The sequence below is a fragment of the Lacrimispora sp. YZC11 genome, from assembly GCF_057543815.1.
The window spans coordinates 317,429-335,010 of record NZ_BAAJYQ010000006.1 but is presented as its reverse complement, the minus strand read 5'-3'; the positions used below and the strand labels follow the sequence as shown (position 1 = coordinate 335,010).

Here is a 17,582-nt window from a genome sequence, read left to right as displayed (position 1 = left end):
AAGAGTGGTGAAGAGTGATGAAATCAAAAAGAATCCAAAAGGAAGCACCGGGGCCTAAAGAAGACCGGAAAAAAGAATTCCTGCGTGAAATAAAAAGAAACAAGGGCCTGTATCTTATGTGTATGCCTGCTCTGATTGTACTGGTTATGTTTTGCTACATTCCTTTTGCAGGAACCTGGATGGCATTTACCGACTTCAATGTAATGGATGGTATCTTTGGAAGCAAGTTTGTAGGCTTGAATAACTTTAAGTATTTCTTTTCCGAGAGCAGCATGGGCTGGCGGGTAACTTATAACACACTGTTTATCAATTTCTTTGGAATCATACTGGGTCTGATTGTTCCAATCAGTATTTCCATATTTTTCAATGAAATCAGGAGCAATGTCTTTAAGAAACTGACACAAAGCTTTATGTTTTTTCCGTATTTCCTTTCCTGGGTCGTAGTAGGTACGATTATCTACGGATTCTTTTCCACCGACGTTGGCGTTATCAACAATATGCTGCGATCATTGGGAATGGATCCGGTGAAGTGGTATGCGGAACCCAAGTACTGGAAGGGCATCATAATTACTGCCAGCATGTGGAAGTGGAGCGGATACAGCTCCATCATTTACATGGCAGCCATGGCGACTTTCGACGGTTCCTTATACGAGGCTGCAAAAGTGGATGGTGCAAACAAGTTCCAGAGAATTTTGTATCTCACCATTCCGATGCTGAAACCGACGGCCGTTGTACTGACCCTTATGAGTATCGGACGTATTTTCTACGGTGATTTCGGCATGATCTACGGTATTGTAGGCAACAATCCGGTATTGATTGATGCGGTAACCGTAATTGATACTTATGTATATCAGAGTATGAGAACCCTGGGCTTTTCCTATGCAACCGCAATTGGACTGTTCCAGTCGGTGATGGGACTGATCCTGGTATCCGTTGCCAACCGGTTAGCAAAAAAATATAATGACGGGGAGGGATTATTTTAATGAGAAAAAGCAAATCATTCGGCGATCATCTGGTAACGATCCTTGCTTATTTGTTTATTGGCTTATTCGGGCTGCTTTGTCTGTATCCACTTGTTCTTACCTTAGGTGTGTCCCTCTCCTCGGAACATGAAATTGTCATGCATGGTTATTCTGCTATTCCGCAGAAATTTACCCTTAATACATACATTTATATTTTTGCAAACAGTGGCATGAGGATTTTAAAGTCTTACGGAGTCACCATTTTTGTTACGGTTGCCGGAACCCTTGGAGCTATGATCATTACCAGTATGATTGCCTTCGCGTTATCGATTAAGAGTTTAAAGTACCGTAATGTCATTGCCTTTTTATGTAACTTCACCATTGTATTTTCCGCGGGCCTCATTCCCTGGTATGTGGTTTGTGTGAATTACTACGGATTAAAGAATAACATTCTGGCACTGATACTTCCTTCTATTTTCAGTGTCTGGAACATGTTCCTTATGAGAACCTACTTTTCAAGCATTTCGCCTTCCTTATACGAGGCAGCTAAAATTGACGGAGCAAGTTATATGCTTATTTATTGGCGGATTGCACTTCCCCTCAGTAAAACGGCAGTGCTTACCGTAGGCCTTATGTATGCCCTGCAGTACTGGAATGACTGGTGGAATGCCCTGATTTTTATTAATGACAAGGATTTGTTTCCTCTCCAGTATTACCTCTACACAATTCTTTCAAATGTAAATGCCATTAGTTCGGGGCGTATTCCTTCCGGCGCTGCCGCAGGAATCACACTGCCCTCTGAAACGATGAAAATGGCAGTTACGGTTATAACCATAGGCCCGATTATCTTCTTATATCCCTTTGTACAAAAATATTTCGTACAGGGTATTATGACAGGTGCAGTCAAGGAATAAGCCCTGTAGTAAAAATCATTGGTAGGCCAGGAGAAAGGCTTAACATAAACCAAAAGGAGGGTATTGCAATGAAAAGACTATTGATACTGACGGCTGCCGTGATAATGGCAACCGGTTTGCTTGGGGGATGCAGCAGCAAGGGAGAATCGAAAGAAGGCACTAAAACCCAAACCGTAACGATTCTTTATCCCGGTGATGAGAGTGATAGAATGTCAGAATTTATGAGTAATGAGTTTGCCGAGAAAATGAAAGAGGATTTAGGCATTAAGGTGGAAATGGTTTATACTCCATGGGACCAGTATTGGGAACAAAAAGATATTATGCTGGCAGCCCAGGAGCCAATCGACCTGTATTGGGACGGACTTCCCGATCTTGCTACCATTGTAAATAAGAAACAGGCTGCTGTGCTGAATGACTTAATTGACAAATATGGCCAGAATTTGTTAAAGGTGCTTCCCGAAGAGCAATTAAAGGGTGCTACCATTAACGGAGAGGTTTATGGCATACCCTCCGCTTATGCACCTTCCTCCGGAATGTTCCAGATGGTCTGCGTCCGCCAGGATATTCTGGAAGCCTGCGGTATGACGGAGATTAAAACGACAGAGGATTTGAAATTATTTGCAGAAAAGGCAAAAAAATTGTATCCGGAAATGAAAGGGCCGGCAGACCCCATCTTTAAGCCCCTGACCAGATATTTTGCCGATGAGCAGCTTACCTGGTGCGCCAATGAAGATGCCGTTGTATATGGTGATACCACAAATAAGGTTTATGATTACTATGAAACCGATGCTTTCAAGAAGGTTGCACAGTATAACCGCCAGATGTATAACGAAGGCTTATATTCCGATGATCTGACTACCAAATACAATGAGAGGGATTCCCGTATGCAGACCGGGCTGTACCTGTGGGTAGAGGGCTCTCTCGGCAAAGAAAATGAGGTTATCAGCAGTGTAAAAGCAAATGCTCCAGATGCCAGGTTAAAGAGCTATATCCTGAAACCGGAGGAACCCCGCTATATTATAGCTACCGGCGGTGAAGTCCTTTGCATACCACAGACGGCACCCAATCCGGAAGGAGCAATGAAATTCATTGACTGGCTCTACTCTTCACAGGATAATTACCTGATGGCTTTATACGGCGTGAAGGGGAAGGATTATGATATCGTTGACGGTAGAATTAAAAAGCTGGTAAATGATGAGTTCTTCTATGAATGGATGTTCCGTAACAAGAATTATCAGTTATTTGCACCCGATATCGACCAGAGCTACATAGATACCTATGAAAGCTGGGACGATAAGGCAGTCACCTCCAATATGCTTGGCTTCCGTTTCAATAACGAAAAGGTAAAGGTAATTGAAACTGCAATTAAAGAGGTGGCAGGAAAGCAGATGGCACCGATTCTCTACGGATTCGTAGATTTTGACACAGAGTATCCCAAGGCTTTGGAGGCACTGAAAAAAGCAGGCATTGATGAATACGTGGCAGAGGTGCAGAAGCAGATGGATGAGTTTCGGGCTTCAAAGAATAAATAAACATGCCACAGCATTCAAAGAGGGCGAAGCATTCATTGCTTTCGCCCTCTTGATTATCCATTAGGCAGGGGCAGACGGTACGGTCAATGGCGGGTGTAGCCTGTTCATTTCACCATTGACGGAGACGATTGGCCCTGCTGCTCCTTACGGTTAGTTTGTTCATCATCATCTTTGCTCAATAATGCGGCTATTTTATCGCTCTAACGTTTGCCTTAGTTTTTGCCGCACCATTTCCAAATCATCATCGCAAAGTACCGGCATGAAATCAAACAATTTTTCTGGTTCAAAGTCCCACCATTGAAGTTTAAGCAGCAATTCAATGAGTTCATCGTCAAAACGCCTTTTAATAGGCTTGGCTGGGTTGCCGCCCGCTACGGTATAGGGTTCTATGTCTTTCACCACCACGGAATAAGCAGCAATAATCGCCCCGTCACCAATTTTCACGCCGGGCATGATGACACTATCCCGCCCTATCCACACATCGTTGCCGATCACGGTGTTTCCCTTAAAAGGAAGTTGGGAGAGGTGGGGCGGGGTATTTTCCGCCCATGCACCGCCAAAAACATTGAATGGATAAGTGCTGATACTGCTTATACGATGATTGGCACTGCCCATGATAAATTGCACTCCGCTGGCAATTGAACAAAACTTGCCGATATATAAGCTGTCTCCAAATTCCGGCCAGTTAAACAGTACATTGCTGCGTTCAAACGCAGTCGGGTCAACCGGGTCATCATAATAAGTGTAATCCCCAACAAAAATATTGGGGGCAGTAATCACGTTTTTTAAGAAACATGATGTTTTGTATTCATTTGGAAAAACCACATTTGGGTTTGGTATATTGTTCATAAAAAGCTCCTATTCTATTTATTATCACCTCCGAACGTATTTTGCGGTTCCGTGGCTATCGCTCTTTTTTTACGCATTTCTTTCATTGCATATTCTCCTTACTTGCAGTGACGAATCTATTCATTATTTGCCATTACGTACTGCATAAACTAAAAACAATGTTATTGTTTTCGGTGGTTAAATTGTATCATAATATGATTTATTTTTCCACCTCATTCCGTGGCTATACATGGATCATCATTTTCAAAAAATTGAGTGATTGGGAAAAAAATGTCCTCACTGTTTTTAGAACAGTGAGGACATTTTTTTATTATAAAATATTTTCATCTAGGAGTATGAGATAAAATTATGTTGCTGCCCATATTTCAATTTCTAATTTTATCTCTTCTAACCCTAAGGCATTTACATAAGCAACAGTCATCGAAGGGAAAGGCTTACCAAAAAAATCTTCATATATTTTATCAAAGTATTCCCAGTCAATATTTTCTGTTGACCATATATTAACCTTAATAACGTTATCTGGTGTTAAATCTATACTCTTTAATAGATTTGAAATATTTGTAAATGTATTGTTTACTTGTTGATTAAATTCTATAGGAAAATTACCGTCTATATCTGCTCCGACTTGACCAGAAAATGTGTAAAATGTTGCATTAGGCTCTATTTTTGTTATGTGAGTATAATTACCTACTGCCTTACTTTCTCTTGAAGAATCTAATCTACTAACTACATTATTATTCATTTTATTTAAACCTTTCTGTCTTGGGATAAAATAATTTCTACCACTATATATTGTTTATAATAAATAGTTATCCATTGATAGAAATTTATTTATCAAAGACAGAGATGGAATATCTATTGTTTTCAATGCTTCTAGTATATAAAAAATTTTCCATTCCAACACCTCCTCTATAAAAGTGTATATGTTAAAGAGAATTTTGTCAATGGAAGTTATGTGGTTATAGAAGGCTGTTTGAGTATTCTTAATAAATGGGAAAAATTGGTGGAAATAGCACAAGCGGAGTGGACTTGTGTTATAAAAAACTAAACAAATACTAAGAGATTAGAATTTGTTTATAAAGTGCATATTTATAATGACAAAAGCAAAGAATATCATGTGTGTTGTGTTTTCATTATGAAATGAGGGGCTATATGAATATATTAGAAAGAAAGATATTTGAATCAGTACCAGGTAAACAAGTGACATTAGCACATATTATAGCAAATCCAGATGATCGAATCTTTGAGAAATTAGGCTTGAATGAAGATAAGTATCATGCAATTGGTATTTTAACCATAACCCCACCAGAGGTTTCAATCATCGCCGTAGATATAGCCAAAAAGACTGCACCTATTAAAATAGGATTTGTTGATAGGTTCAGTGGGTCTGTATTTATCCTAGGGGATGTAGCCGCTGTACAATCTGCTATAGAACAGGTTGTTATTTATTTAAGTGAATTTATGCAGTTTTCTGTCCCCAAAATAACAAGAACATAATAGGTAGGTATAGAAAATGAAGAAAATCATGTTAATTGGATCAGTTGGAAGTGGGAAAACCACCCTTTGCCAAAGGATTCAAGGAGAGATCCTTAAATATAAAAAAACGCAATCAGTTGAATTCTATTCTCAGATGATTGACACACCGGGTGAGTTTGTATTGCATAGAAGATTCTATAGCGCTCTACAAATGATGGCTGCTAGTTCAGATATCATTGGATTCGTTTGTAACGTGACAGAACAAAGCCAGACATTTTCACCCTATTTTGCACAAAATTTTACAAAGCCTTGTATAGGAATTATTACAAAGATAGATTTAGCATCAAACGAAGAAGCCATTATAAATGCGGAGAAAAGATTAGAATTAGCAGGTGTTGAGAAAATTTTTCGACTCTCTGCTGTTGAAGATAAAGGAGTGGCAGAGTTGATTGCCTATCTTTCTAAGGAGGAATAATAAATTTGCAAATTTATACTAGAACAGGTGATAAAGGATATACTAGGATAATCGGCGGTATTCAATTAGCAAAAGATAGTGAACGTATTAAAGCATATGGAACTATTGACGAATTAAATAGTTTTGTAGGTTATGCTATTACACTTATAAAAAACAATGATTCTTTGAAAAAGGAATTAACACAGATCCAACAGTGTTTATTTGATTGTGGCAATGATTTAGCAACGCCAAAAGGAAAAGGAACATACCGGGTTACACCTGCTTTAACGGAGTGGATTGAAAAATGTATTGATGCCCATGTAGATATTACTCCGGAAGTGGAATCTTTTATTTTGCCAGGCGGTTCACAAGCAGCGAGTATTTTGCATATTTGCAGAACAATTGCCAGGAGAGCAGAAAGAGAGATCGTAACGTTCCAATGGACGAATGATATGAATGAAGAAGTTTTGATTTTTGTTAACCGCTTATCTGATTACCTTTTTTCCGTAGCGCGTGTTGCTAATGTAAATGAAGGCATAAAAGATGTGCTTTATGAAAGAAGTGGGAAAGTATTCCATATAGATTTGAAAAAAGAGGATTTATAAAATTAATCATACATTTTTTCTGAATTAAGTGACTATTTTTTAATGAATTTTTTTATTAGGAAGGAGGAGAAGTATGCTATGCAAGAAATAAGATTTGGAACAACATTGTACGTTGGTGACGAAAGCTTGAAACGATTATCAGATTTCAAGAATGAAAAGATTTTGATAGTAACAGATTCTTTTATTGCTTCATCAGAGTTACTTTCACATATTAAAAGTTATATTGATAGCAGCACTGAAACAATGGTGTTTTCTGAAGTCATTCCAGATCCCCCAATTGATAACATTGTTGCCGGGTTAGAATCCAGCAAAGGTTTTTCGGCCACAATTTTATTAGCAATAGGCGGTGGCTCTGCTATCGATGCAGCAAAAGCTATGCTCTATTTTGGTAAATTGACTGATCGATTTCGTGGGATACGATTTGTCACGATTCCTACAACTAGTGGAACGGGTTCAGAGGTTACGAATTTTTCGATTATCACTGATGATGAAAAGGGAACAAAATATCCTTTGATTACGGATCAAATATTGCCAGATGAAGCAATTATAGATTCTGGTCTTGTTGCAGGTTTACCACCTAAGCAAACTGCTGATACGGGCATTGATGTTCTTACTCATGCGATAGAAGCTTATGTTTCCACTAGTGCCAATGATATCTCTGATGCCTTAAGTGAAAAAGCAATATGTTATGTATTCACTTATTTAGAGCGGGCTTATAAAGATGGAAATGATAAAGTAGCACGTGAAAAAATGCATATGGCATCAACAATGGCTGGAATGGCCTTTAACACAGCCTCATTAGGGCTAAATCATGGTATAGCACATGCAGCAGGAGCACGTTGGCATATACCGCATGGAAGAATAAATGGTATCTTATTACCAAATATTATTCGTTATAATGCAGGAATTATTGAAGGAGATTACCGTAAAAATAATTCCCCTGTTGCAAATCGTTATGCTGAAATAGCTAAATTCTTAGGATTAAATGCAGGAAATGCACAAATGGGTGTACGAAGTTTAGTGAACGCAATCCTTGCACTTGAAAAGACACTTTCCATTCCAAAGAGTCTTTCTGAATGGGGAGTGAACAAGGAACAATTTGAATCAGATAAAAATGTAATAGCAGAAGCTGCTCTTGCAGATCGTTGTACAGCAACAAACCCTATTGTTCCAACGAAAGAGGATATAATTAGTGTTCTAGGGAAATCATTTAAATAAATTATGATTAAATGAGGTGATTACTTGGATGTAAATGAGAGAATTATACAGGAATATGTTCCTGGTAAACAAATCACCGTTGCACATGTTATTGCAAAACCTGATTCAGAACTATATCAAAAGGTTGGAATAGCACAATCTGGAAATGAAGCATTCGGTATTTTATCTATAACACCGAGTGAAGCATCAATTATTGTTGTAGATATAGCAACAAAAGCCGCTGAAATTGAAATTGGTTTTGTTGACAGATTTTCTGGTGCAGTGGTTATAATAGGGGATGTTTCCTCGGTTAAGATTGCTTTAGAAAACATTTTAGAAATCATGGAAAGTCTTTTGGATTTTACTGTCGTACCTTTATCCAGCACTTAATGAAACATATTCAAAGGGAGTAGATAAGATGACTGAAACTTTATTAAGCGTTGGTATTGATATTGGAACATCAACAACACAATTAATTTTATCAGAACTTTCAATTGAAAATATAGCATCAGTTTTTACAATTCCAAGGGTTTCCATTAAGGATAAAAAGGTGATATTTAAGAGTGATATTATCTTTACTCCTATATTAGAAAACAATTTAATAGATTCCGATGGTATAAAGGCATTTGTAGAGCAGCAATACAAAAAAGCAGGTATTACAAAATCAGATATCCAGACTGGGGCAGTCATTATAACTGGGGAAACAGTTCGAAAGGAGAATGCCCAGGCAGTTGCTAAAGCTTTAAGTGGCTTTGCCGGAGATTTTGTTGTGGCAACGGCTGGTCCTGATTTAGAGAGTATTATCGCCGGGAAAGGAGCAGGAACTTATTCCTATTCTGAAAGCCAATACACAACAGCGGTAAACTTTGATATAGGAGGCGGGACAACAAATCTGGCAGTATTTAACAATGGAGATGTTGAGGATACGGCTTGCTTTGACATTGGAGGCCGCTTGATAAAGGTGGATACAAGTGAAATCATTCGTTATATATCACCCAAAGTGAAGGAAATCATTAAAAGAGAAGCTTTAGAAATTCATCTAAATGAAAAGATAAATCTAAAGGAATTAGATAAACTTTTAGATATATTTGTACTAGTACTGGAAAATAGCATTGGATTAGGGAATAAGAGTCCTTATTTTGACTTGTTGATAACCAACAAACCATTGAACACAAAGCTTCAAATTAAATGTATATCATTTTCTGGTGGCGTAGCAGATGGTATTACAAAAGAAAATTTACAAAATCCGTTTAAATATGGTGATATTGGACTTTTGTTAGGTAAGAAAATAAGTGGTTCCCTTCTTATGACTGCCCTTAAGTTGATTCCAACTGTAGAAACCATTCGTGCAACAGTAGTTGGAGCAGGATCACACACCACTGATGTTTCCGGGAGTACAATCACCTATAAAGAGGATATACTTCCACTTAAGAATATCCCCATATTACAGTTATCTAAAGATGATGAAAGTGCCGATAATAGTGGGAATTTAGGGAGTATTATTGAAGAAAAAGTAAAATGGTTTATGGTAGATGGAGAAGTACAAACGATTGGATTAGGGATAGAAGGTGCACATAGCCCTTCCTTCCAGTTTATTCAAGGCCTGGCAAAAGAAATGATAAAAGGTTTAGATTTGTTGATTAAGGAGAAATTGCCACTTGTTATTATAGTAAAAGAAGACATGGCAAAGGCATTAGGACATAGCCTTTATGCACATCTTCCAAAAGATTATCCTTTTGTATGTATTGATAGTGTTCATGTACGAAATGGAGATTATATCGATATCGGAATGCCGATTGCAGAAGGCTCTGTTTTACCAGTAATCGTAAAGACATTAGTATTTAATTAATGATAAAAGGAGTTGCACAATGATTTTAAAAACAAAACTTTTTGGCAAAACCTATCAATTTTCGTCTGTAATGGAAGTTATGGGGAAGGCAAATGAAGAAAAATCAGGGGATAAATTAGCTGGAGTTGCAGCAGGCAGCGCGGAAGAAAGAGTTGCAGCTAAAGTTGTTTTATCACACTTAACGCTTTCAGATTTATTTAACAACCCTGCTGTGCCATATGAAAAGGATGAGGTAACACGCATTATTATTGATCATGTGAATCTTAGAACTTATGAAAAGATTAAAAATTGGACAGTGGCTGAATTAAGAGAATGGATTTTAGATTGCAATACGACCAACTATGACATTCATCGTATATCAAATGGTTTAACTTCTGAAATGGTTGCAGCAGTTGCCAAAATTATGTCCAACTTAGATTTAATAGTAGGTGCTCAGAAGATTATAGTAACTAAGACTGCTAATACGACAATTGGTATCCCGGGAACTTTTTCAACTCGTCTGCAGCCAAATCATACGACTGACAATGTGGACGGTATCATGGCTTCCGTTATGGAAGGTCTATCTATGGGATCTGGTGATGCAGTCATAGGTCTAAACCCAGTAGACGACACAACAGAAAGTGTAAAGCGTATTCTTCATAAATTCAATGATTTTATTAATGAGTGGGAAATACCAACACAACATGTTGTTTTAGCTCACGTAGCGACTCAGATGGAAGCAATGGAACAAGGAGCACCAACAGGATTGGTATTCCAATCGATTGCAGGATCTGAAAAAGGAAATACAGCTTTTGGGATTACGGCTAAGATGCTTTCAGAAGCAAAGGACATGGCTTTGAAGCTAGGTACGGCAGTTGGTCCAAATGTTATGTACTTTGAGACAGGACAAGGTTCTGAGCTTTCTTCCGATGCTCATAATGGTGTAGATCAGTTGACTATGGAAGCCAGATGTTATGGATTTGCAAAATATTTTGATCCATTCCTTGTTAATACAGTTGTTGGATTTATTGGACCAGAGTATTTGTATGACTCCAAGCAAGTGATCCGTGCAGGTCTGGAGGATCATTTTATGGGTAAATTAACTGGTATTTCTATGGGGTGCGATGTTTGTTACACGAACCATATGAAGGCAGATCAAAATGATGCTGAAAACTTAACAGTTTTACTTGCAACAGCTGGTGTAAACTTTATTATGTCTATTCCAAATGGTGATGATATTATGTTAAATTATCAAACCACAGGGTACCAGGAGGGTGCTTCCATTAGAGAATTATTAAACAAACGAACAATAAAAGAATTTGACCAATGGTTAGAAAAAATGGGGTTCAGCGAAAATGGACATTTAACTTCTAAAGCTGGCGATGCATCTGTATTTTTGAAGCAGAGGAGGGATAACTAATGGACGAATTAAACTTAAAAGAAATGATTAAATCGATTTTAAATGAAATGGTAAATGAAGTACCGCCAGTTATAAATGCTCCATCAAAAGAAGCAGCTGTAAGCACCAAGCAATCTGCTAAGTCCTGCGAAGTTGAAGAGGGATTTATACCAGATATTACAGAAGTGGACATACGCAAGCAATTTTTAGTTCCAAATGCAGCAGATAAAGAAGGTTATTTAAAAATGAAATCCTATACACCAGCTCGCTTGGGATTGTGGAGGACAGGTACAAGGTATCTGACGGAGCCTAGCCTTCGATTCCGTGCTGACCATGCTGCAGCCCAAGATGCTGTATTCTCCTATGTTAGTGAAGATTTAATTAAAGAGATGGGATTTGTAGAGGTTGCTACAGAATGCAAGGATAAAGACGAATATGTTACACGTCCGGACTTAGGCCGTAAGTTTTCAAATGAAGCAATAAATACAATAAAAAATGCGGTGAAACCAAATCAGAAAGTTCAAGTTATCGTTGGTGATGGTTTAAGTTCAGCAGCAATAGAGGCAAATATCAGAGATGTTTTACCTTCTTTACAACAAGGACTCAAGATGTTTGGACTTGACTTTGGACAGGTTGTTTTTATAAAACATTGCCGCGTCCCGGCTATGGATCCAATAGGTGAAGCAACAGGAGCTGAAGTCGTCTGTCTTTTTATCGGAGAAAGACCAGGCCTTGTTACAGCAGAATCTATGAGTGCATATATCGCTTATAAACCAACCATTGGTATGCCAGAAGCCAGAAGGACAGTAGTTTCCAATATTCACAGACAAGGAACCCCGGCAGTAGAAGCAGGAGCATATATTGCTGAAATTATCAAGAGAATGTTAGATAAAAAAGTGTCCGGATTAGATTTGAAAGAAAAATAAAAAACCGTTTGATTTAAAAAGGAGGTTTCCTAATGAAAAACGAACGATTAGGTGCAAATGTTCTATGTGTAAAAATAATTCCAAATGTGGATGATGGATTGGCAAAGGAATTAAAATTAGCATCAAATCAAAAAAGTCTAGGGATTATTACTTCTGATTCTGATGATGTAACCTATGTGGCATTAGATGAAGCAACGAAGGCATCTGATGTAGCAGTTGTATATGCAAGAAGTATGTATGCCGGAGCTGCTAATGCTTCTACAAAATTAGCAGGAGAAGTTATCGGTATTTTAGCTGGTCCTAGTCCAGCAGAGGTACGAAGTGGCCTGGATCGAGCGATTGAGGTAATAAATAATGAAGCCAGTTTTTATAGTGCGAATGATGATAACTCAATCGTTTATTTTGCCCATTGTGTATCGAGAACTGGTTCTTATCTTTCGAAAGGAGCAAATGTGAAAGAAGGAGAAGCCATTGCTTATTTAATAGCACCACCGCTTGAAGCAATGGTAGCGATTGATTCGGCTTTGAAAGCTGCTGATGTAAAAATGAGTGTATTTTATGGGCCGCCATCTGAAACAAATTTTGCAGGAGCATTACTAACAGGGTCTCAATCTGCTTGTAGATCAGCATGTGAATCATTTGCTAAAGCTGTAGAAGCTGTTGCTGACAACCCAACTAATTATTAGGCGGCGTTAATATGGCTAAAGCTTTAGGTTTAATTGAAGTACGTGGAAAATTAGGAGCAATCCTGGCAGCAGATGCAGCTGTAAAGGAGGCAGATGTAATTCTACTTGGAAGTGAAACAATCCGTGGAGGATTGACAACAATTCATATTATTGGAGATATTGCGGCAGTAAAAGCAGCGATTAAGGCAGGTGAAGTTGCTGTGGCAAATAAGAATTGTCTAATCAGCAGTCATGTTATCCCACGCTTGGATGGCCAAGTTGAGCAGATGTTGATGAAATCATTTGGCAAAAAGGAAGATAATCCTTCGGATTCAAATGAATCAAATCAACCTATTGTAGAAGAAATAGAGAAAGATGTGAATTCATCCTTTGATAAAGAACAGCTGGAAAAAATGAGAGTGACCGATTTACGTTCACTTGCTTATAAATCAAGTCTTTCTACCATAAAGAAGTCAGAAATTAAATCTGCTAACAAAGCAGTGCTTATTGAAACATTGCTGGATAAAGGAGTTAAGCATAATGGGATTGATTGATAAAGATCTTGTTTCAGTTCAAGAAACCAGGGATTTACTGAAGAAAGCAAAAGAAGCGCAAATAGAAATAGCCAAGTTATCCCAAGAAGAAATCGACACCATCTGTAAGGCTATGGCAAAAGCAGCTTTTAACAATCGTGTGAAGCTGGCTAAAATGGCACAAGAAGAAACCGGGTTTGGAAAATGGCAGGACAAAGTCCTTAAAAATGCCTTTGCATCAAGAGATTTATTAAACTCGATGAAAGATATGAAGACAGTAGGTATAATCACAAACAATATAGACGCAAAATATATGGAAGTAGCTGTTCCTGTTGGAGTCGTTGCAGGCCTTATTCCTTCAACGAATCCGACATCAACCGTTATCTACAAGGCACTAATCAGCATTAAGGCAGGAAATGCTATTGTATTTTCCCCTCATCCAAGTGCATTAAATTGTATCAAGGAAACAGTCCGCATCATAAATGAAGCAGGAAAAAGCGTTGGTTTACCGGATGGTGCTATTAGTGTAATTACAACAGTTACAACACAGGCAACAAATGAATTAATGAAAAATGAAAATACAAATTTGATTCTTGCTACTGGCGGCTCTGCAATGGTTCGTGCAGCATATTCCTCTGGAACACCGGCAATTGGAGTTGGACCGGGGAATGGACCTGCATTTATAGAGCGCAGTGCAGATATCCCGAAAGCAGTTGAGCTAATTCTTGAATCTAAGACATTTGATAATGGTACAATTTGCGCTTCGGAACAGTCTATCATTGTTGAAGAAATCAGTAGAGAAAACGTGATTTCGGAATTCAAGAAACAAGGTGGTTATTTCTTATCAAAAAATGATGCACTAAAACTTGAAAAGTATATTCTACGGCCAAACGGTACAATGAATCCTAAGATCGTTGGAAGGACGGCACAGGCTGTTGCTGAATTAGCCGGTATTTCTGTACCAGAAGATGCAAAAGTTCTTATTGCCGAAGAAACACGTGTTGGTGATCTTGCACCTTATTCAAGAGAAAAATTATCACCGATTTTAGCCTTCTATACGGTAAATACCTGGGAAGAAGCCCGCGATTTAAGTATCAAGATTTTAAACTTTGAAGGCGCAGGACACACGATGGTTATTCACACAGCAAACAATAAAATTGCAGAAGATTTTGCCTTAAAAGTACCGGTTTCGCGACTACTTATAAACTGTTCGGCTACATTAGGCGGAATCGGAGCAACGACTAACCTTAGACCTGCCTTGACACTGGGGTGTGGAGCTGTAGGAGGAAGTTCTACTTCTGACAATGTTGGCCCACAGAATTTATTTAATCTGCGCAGGGTCGTATATGGCGTCAGGACATTAGATGAAATACGTGGAGAAGATAAATTTGATGATGTTAGCGGGAAAGCTGTTGAAGACTTGGGTCTTAATAAGGATCAATTAATCGATTTACTCGTTGAACGTGTTCTGCAAAAGCTAAAATAAGCAAAGAGCAACTCAATCATTGATAACAAAATAAAAAATATTATCTAGGAGGAAGATACAATGGCTAATACAAACGCATTAGGAATGATTGAAACAAAAGGATTGGTAGCTGCAGTAGAGGCAGCAGATGCAATGGTTAAAGCAGCAAATGTAACGTTAATTGGAAAAGAACAAGTAGGTGGCGGACTGGTAACCGTTATGGTTCGTGGAGATGTAGGTGCGGTTAAAGCTGCAACAGATGCTGGAGCGGCAGCGGCAGAAGCAGTTGGTGAATTAATATCTGTTCATGTAATACCACGTCCACATGCGGAAGTAGATGTAATCCTGCCAAAATACGATTCGCAGGCTTCGAACTCATGATGAATGCTTAAAGTTGCAAGATAAAAAGTGAGGCTAGGCATAATAAAAGCTTATGCCCAGCCTTTTCTTTATCGAGGGGATGTGAGTACTAATGGCCATTTTAACGGAAAGTAAAATAAAAAGACTGCTGCGTACGACGAACTTAAAAGAAACAAAATTCTTAGTTTTAGAACCTGGGACTGTAATTACACCTTCTGCAAAAGAGTATTTAAAGGATATTACGATCGAATATATGAAAACACCAGAAGCATCTGAAACTAAGACTCTGGAAGCAGCCTTCCCAATGACCCAGTTGAACGTAATTGAACCCCAAAATGTAAAAAATATCCAGGATGTTTTAATATATACCAATGGAAATGGACAAGTTATGTGGAAAAGTCACTTAACTTATCAATTTGGAATTAAAATAAATATTACAATAAGCCGTATAGTGGGGTTACAAAAGAAAAGTCACTGTATAGGAAATACGGAGCTGGCAGAGGCTTTAAATACGATCCTAATGGCAGTCAAGACAATCACAATGGAGACTTTAGCTTCGTACCGGTTAGATCTGGTACAGGAAATTGAAAAGTTGTTGGAAGACAAAAAGCCATACATTGACAGCATATATCCAGAAGGTTCCTTTATTCCAACCTATAAAGATGAAGAATGTGTCATTGCTTTATTTGAGTTACATGCATATTTACAAGAATTAGAACATTTTATTGCGAAAGAAATGAAGGAAGGCCTGAGATTTGAGGATTATATAAAATGCATTTCCATAGCAACTACGTTGAAGGATTATTGTTGGTTTTTGATGGTGCAGATGATAGAAAATTCAGTAAAACAGGGGTGATAATATGACTGATTATAACATTGATACAATTGTAGATACAGTTGTCTCTCGTATACAGGAAGTAATGGATCAATCTTTTGAAATAGAAGCAAGCGGACGCCATATTCATCTGACTCGGGAGGCTATCGATACCCTCTTTGGTGTGGGTTATCAATTACACCCAACGAAGTATTTATCACAGCCAGGCGAATTTGCATCAGAAGAACGAGTGAGTATTGAAGGACCGAAAGGCACGATTAACGATGTTATCATTCTTGGACCAGAGCGGAAAAACTGTCAAGTGGAGGTCTCATTAACAGATGCACGTTCACTAGGTGTAAATGCGCCAGTTCAATTAAGCGGAAATATTGATAACACTCCAGGGATTATTGTGCGGAATGGCTCTAAGTCTATTGTTTTAGATAGAGGAGTCATAGTTGCAAAACGCCATATTCATGTAAAAGATACAGATGCTGAAAAGTTAGGTGTTAAAGATCAAGAGAGAGTATCTGTTCAAGTGTTTAGTAAAAGACCACTTATATTTGAGGATGTTATGGTGAGAATAAGTCCCAAGTTTGAAACTTATATGCACATTGATTACGATGAAGCAAATGCTTGCGGCCATAGTAAAGGCGTACGTGGGTGTATTGTTAAGAGGTGATATGGATGGATAATATTGAAATAGCAGTGCAAAAGATCACAGATATTATCATACAACGTTTGCAGAAGGAAGAAAATAGAAAAAACGTTGCATTTTTAGGGAAAGAATATTCAAGTATTCGGACTTACTATGAAAATAGAGGCTATAAAATAGCGTCAGGAAAAGATAAATCTGATACGGATATAGTAATCGTTACTGAACTTGCTATTTTAAATATGAATCGAATTGCACTGGGACTTCCTCAAACAGAAGATGAAGTAATTATTTTTCAACATTTATTAAATAAGAAAAAAGTCTTTTTTTTAGAAGAAGGAATGGAACTTCATGCAAGTCAGAATTTTGCCCCACGAGCATTGCTGCAAGTCCTTGAGAATTATAAAAACCAATTGGTAAGATATGGTGCATCTATACTTCCGTTAAAGCATTTTGAAACGATTAATGAAACAATCAATCAGGAAGTAAAAGATATAACTCATGAAAGTGATAGGAAAGAGCTTCTTACCATAGCAAAAGTGCGAAAACTGAACTTACATGCAGGAGACATCTTTGAAACAGATAAGAACATCATTGTTACAGCATTGGCCAGGGATTATTTGCGTGATTTAGGTGTTGAGATCGTATAGAAAGGAGCATGCTATGTTCATTGGCAAAGTTGTTGGCAGCTTATGGGCTACTCGCAAGGATGAAAAGTTAAATGGTTTAAAGTTCATGCTTATTGAAAAACAACGAAACGAACATGAGGCTGATCCTGCTCTGGTTGTTGCAGTTGATCATGTAGGCGCGGGCATTGGAGAATCTGTACTGATTACGACCGGCAGCTCTGGTCGTCTATCTTTTGATGGTAAAAGTATTCCTGTTGATATGGTTATTGTCGGTATTATAGACACTGTGGACTATCCAAAGGAATGATAAAAACTGAAT

21 protein-coding genes are annotated in these 17,582 nt (G+C 38.1%); 19 read left to right on the top strand and 2 right to left on the bottom strand.

Annotation, left to right across the window (positions count from 1 at the left end; translation table 11 throughout):
- Positions 1 to 17 precede the first annotated feature (17 nt).
- The 3 genes from AC27IJ_RS07845 (at position 18) to AC27IJ_RS07835 (ending at position 3,408) form a co-directional block, all read left to right on the top strand.
- Entirely contained in the window at positions 18 to 983 is a 966-nt protein-coding gene (locus AC27IJ_RS07845; RefSeq protein WP_312443003.1) for an ABC transporter permease, read from the top strand.
- Positions 983 to 1,876: a carbohydrate ABC transporter permease gene (locus AC27IJ_RS07840; protein WP_487148269.1), complete on the top strand. Its 894-nt coding sequence runs from the start codon at positions 983 to 985 to the stop codon at positions 1,874 to 1,876. The genes AC27IJ_RS07845 and AC27IJ_RS07840 overlap by 1 nt, the downstream gene beginning before the upstream one ends.
- Positions 1,877 to 1,944: 68 nt before the next feature.
- A complete protein-coding gene (locus AC27IJ_RS07835; RefSeq protein ID WP_487148267.1) occupies positions 1,945 to 3,408 on the top strand; it encodes an ABC transporter substrate-binding protein in 1,464 nt (487 codons plus the stop codon).
- Positions 3,409 to 3,600: 192 nt separating this feature from the next.
- Here AC27IJ_RS07835 and AC27IJ_RS07830 read toward each other — a convergent pair whose 3' ends face one another.
- Complete coding sequence (locus AC27IJ_RS07830; protein WP_312443006.1) at positions 3,601 to 4,257, bottom strand: CatB-related O-acetyltransferase; 657 nt, start codon at positions 4,255 to 4,257, stop codon at positions 3,601 to 3,603.
- A 346-nt stretch (positions 4,258 to 4,603) separates the two neighbouring features.
- Positions 4,604 to 4,999 carry a RidA family protein gene (locus tag AC27IJ_RS07825; protein WP_312443008.1) on the bottom strand — a complete coding sequence of 132 codons (396 nt, stop codon included), beginning with the start codon at positions 4,997 to 4,999 and terminating at the stop codon, positions 4,604 to 4,606.
- A gap of 410 nt (positions 5,000 to 5,409) precedes the next feature.
- On the opposite strand from AC27IJ_RS07825, the gene AC27IJ_RS07820 reads away from it, so the two are divergent.
- From AC27IJ_RS07820 to AC27IJ_RS07745, 16 genes are all read left to right on the top strand, one after another.
- Complete coding sequence (locus AC27IJ_RS07820) at positions 5,410 to 5,754, top strand: BMC domain-containing protein (RefSeq protein ID WP_312443009.1); 345 nt, start codon at positions 5,410 to 5,412, stop codon at positions 5,752 to 5,754.
- Between the two features lie 16 nt (positions 5,755 to 5,770).
- The gene (locus tag AC27IJ_RS07815; protein WP_312443010.1) at positions 5,771 to 6,208 is read left to right on the top strand and encodes a EutP/PduV family microcompartment system protein; all 438 of its coding nucleotides are present in this window, start codon (positions 5,771 to 5,773) and stop codon (positions 6,206 to 6,208) included.
- Between the two features lie 5 nt (positions 6,209 to 6,213).
- Positions 6,214 to 6,792: a cob(I)yrinic acid a,c-diamide adenosyltransferase gene (locus AC27IJ_RS07810; RefSeq protein ID WP_312443012.1), complete on the top strand. Its 579-nt coding sequence runs from the start codon at positions 6,214 to 6,216 to the stop codon at positions 6,790 to 6,792.
- Between the two features lie 78 nt (positions 6,793 to 6,870).
- A complete protein-coding gene (locus AC27IJ_RS07805; RefSeq protein ID WP_312443013.1) occupies positions 6,871 to 8,010 on the top strand; it encodes a 1-propanol dehydrogenase PduQ in 1,140 nt (379 codons plus the stop codon).
- A 24-nt stretch (positions 8,011 to 8,034) separates the two neighbouring features.
- The gene (locus tag AC27IJ_RS07800; protein ID WP_312443015.1) at positions 8,035 to 8,379 is read left to right on the top strand and encodes a BMC domain-containing protein; all 345 of its coding nucleotides are present in this window, start codon (positions 8,035 to 8,037) and stop codon (positions 8,377 to 8,379) included.
- 28 nt (positions 8,380 to 8,407) lie between these two features.
- Complete coding sequence (eutA, locus tag AC27IJ_RS07795) at positions 8,408 to 9,838, top strand: ethanolamine ammonia-lyase reactivating factor EutA (protein WP_487148263.1); 1,431 nt, start codon at positions 8,408 to 8,410, stop codon at positions 9,836 to 9,838.
- 19 nt (positions 9,839 to 9,857) lie between these two features.
- A complete protein-coding gene (locus AC27IJ_RS07790) occupies positions 9,858 to 11,237 on the top strand; it encodes an ethanolamine ammonia-lyase subunit EutB (RefSeq protein WP_312501315.1) in 1,380 nt (459 codons plus the stop codon).
- The gene (gene eutC, locus AC27IJ_RS07785; RefSeq protein ID WP_312443018.1) at positions 11,237 to 12,142 is read left to right on the top strand and encodes an ethanolamine ammonia-lyase subunit EutC; all 906 of its coding nucleotides are present in this window, start codon (positions 11,237 to 11,239) and stop codon (positions 12,140 to 12,142) included. Before AC27IJ_RS07790 ends, eutC begins: the two co-directional genes overlap by 1 nt.
- 32 nt (positions 12,143 to 12,174) lie before the next feature.
- Positions 12,175 to 12,828 (top strand): ethanolamine utilization microcompartment protein EutL, encoded by a 654-nt coding sequence (eutL, locus tag AC27IJ_RS07780; protein ID WP_312443019.1) that lies wholly within the window; start codon positions 12,175 to 12,177, stop codon positions 12,826 to 12,828.
- Between the two features lie 11 nt (positions 12,829 to 12,839).
- Complete coding sequence (locus AC27IJ_RS07775; RefSeq protein ID WP_312443020.1) at positions 12,840 to 13,361, top strand: BMC domain-containing protein; 522 nt, start codon at positions 12,840 to 12,842, stop codon at positions 13,359 to 13,361.
- The gene (locus AC27IJ_RS07770) at positions 13,348 to 14,826 is read left to right on the top strand and encodes an acetaldehyde dehydrogenase (acetylating) (RefSeq protein WP_312443021.1); all 1,479 of its coding nucleotides are present in this window, start codon (positions 13,348 to 13,350) and stop codon (positions 14,824 to 14,826) included. The genes AC27IJ_RS07775 and AC27IJ_RS07770 overlap by 14 nt, the downstream gene beginning before the upstream one ends.
- 60 nt (positions 14,827 to 14,886) lie before the next feature.
- A complete protein-coding gene (locus AC27IJ_RS07765) occupies positions 14,887 to 15,186 on the top strand; it encodes a BMC domain-containing protein (protein WP_038282866.1) in 300 nt (99 codons plus the stop codon).
- A 91-nt stretch (positions 15,187 to 15,277) separates the two neighbouring features.
- A complete protein-coding gene (locus tag AC27IJ_RS07760) occupies positions 15,278 to 16,021 on the top strand; it encodes a hypothetical protein (RefSeq protein WP_487148258.1) in 744 nt (247 codons plus the stop codon).
- 4 nt (positions 16,022 to 16,025) lie between these two features.
- Complete coding sequence (eutD, locus tag AC27IJ_RS07755; protein ID WP_312443026.1) at positions 16,026 to 16,661, top strand: ethanolamine utilization phosphate acetyltransferase EutD; 636 nt, start codon at positions 16,026 to 16,028, stop codon at positions 16,659 to 16,661.
- 5 nt (positions 16,662 to 16,666) lie between these two features.
- On the top strand, positions 16,667 to 17,284 hold the full coding sequence (locus tag AC27IJ_RS07750; protein WP_312443028.1) for a hypothetical protein: 618 nt from the start codon (positions 16,667 to 16,669) through the stop codon (positions 17,282 to 17,284).
- Positions 17,285 to 17,297: 13 nt separating this feature from the next.
- On the top strand, positions 17,298 to 17,570 hold the full coding sequence (locus tag AC27IJ_RS07745) for a EutN/CcmL family microcompartment protein (protein ID WP_312443029.1): 273 nt from the start codon (positions 17,298 to 17,300) through the stop codon (positions 17,568 to 17,570).
- Positions 17,571 to 17,582: the final 12 nt, after the last annotated feature.